This window comes from Psychrobacter sp. T6-1, from assembly GCF_052258445.1.
Genome location: NZ_JBQQFC010000519.1, coordinates 1 through 1137, shown reverse-complemented (window position 1 = coordinate 1137; position 1137 = coordinate 1). Strand labels below are relative to the sequence as shown.

Annotated in this window: 2 protein-coding genes; both read right to left on the bottom strand. The window is 43.7% G+C overall.

Annotated elements, in window-relative coordinates; all coding sequences use genetic code 11:
- On the bottom strand, positions 1-413 hold a 413-nt coding region (locus ACTXGO_RS14265; RefSeq protein ID WP_443574978.1), incomplete at its 3' end, for a sigma-70 factor domain-containing protein.
- An 86-nt stretch (positions 414-499) separates the two neighbouring features.
- Entirely contained in the window at positions 500-1012 is a 513-nt protein-coding gene (locus ACTXGO_RS14260; RefSeq protein ID WP_443574977.1) for a sulfurtransferase TusA family protein, read from the bottom strand.
- Positions 1013-1137: the final 125 nt, after the last annotated feature.

Genomic DNA, 1137 nt, shown 5'->3' with positions numbered 1-1137 from the left:
ACAAAACGCAGATGCGACATAACGAGAAGGCGCGCCGCTTCGACATCGCCTTCATCGTAATAACGATGAGCCAGCTCTTGCTCTTGTGTTGGCGTTAGGATAGGGATTTGATGCACAGTATTAATGTATGCCCCTAAGTTCACGCCAGGCGCTGACAGATGCGTTGGCATCGCAGGCACCAAGTCACGGGTACTGGTATCGCCCAATTTACTCGCATCATAAGGTGGTCTTTGTGCGGCAGCCTTGAGCGCTGCGGTACGAGCTTCACTTTTTGCAGGCGTCAAGGTTTTGCCTGCCGCTGTTTTTATATTAGACGTCTCATCATTTTGCACAGCATTGTCTGGCGCAGTTTTGTCTTGCACCTTGTCGTTTTTTTTGCGGTTGTTATTGTCGCTTGCTGATTTAGTAGCCATATTCTTGACCTTGAGTGTTTTTAACTAAGTATTTATAACTAAGTAAGCAAAGGTGTATTTGTATTAATTGTAAAGGATAGAGACGCTTAGTTACTATCAGTTTTGGTAATGATGAAGTGATATATTGTATCGAATGATGTTGCTAGATTGCTATCTGGCTCTATCTCACTTGTAGTGTTGACTGCCAAAGATAATGAGCTTGTAGCTTTTGTTATCTGACTTTGCTCACAAAAAGCGACAATATCTGCTTGTGAGTTGGGGTCAGTTGCGACGATATAGAGTGAGTCACCGTCTACTACTTGCCGCAGCGCCACTTTAGTTTTAAGTAGTGGCATAGGGCAAGATAGATTGCGCCCATCGACGAATGCTGTTATGGACAAATCTGCAATAGAATTTGCCAAGGATGCTTGATCACTATCTTTAGGGAGGCGCTCAATCAAATCCTGTACGACTGATCGCTCAGTAGCAGATAGCTTTGAGAGGTCGTAATAAGTGGTAGAAGTAGGTTCGATGGACATAGGAGTAAGCCCCTTTATACAGTAGCGTGTCATTGTAGCAAATAGCGGTAGCTCAGTCGTCTCTGAAATGTTTAACAGCATGTTTGACTCGCCAAAATCACAAGCAAGTGTTACTAAAAAGTGACGCCTGCTTGGATATTGGTAGCTATCAGCAGACTAAAATTGATTTGCGCCAAACAAGCTCGTATAGTCAAAGCTGATATCTG

Bases quoted from the DNA above. Each gene is read 5' to 3' on its own strand.
- ACTXGO_RS14260 (WP_443574977.1), bottom strand. From the start codon at position 1,012: ATGCTGTTAAACATTTCAGAGACGACTGAGCTACCGCTATTTGCTACA.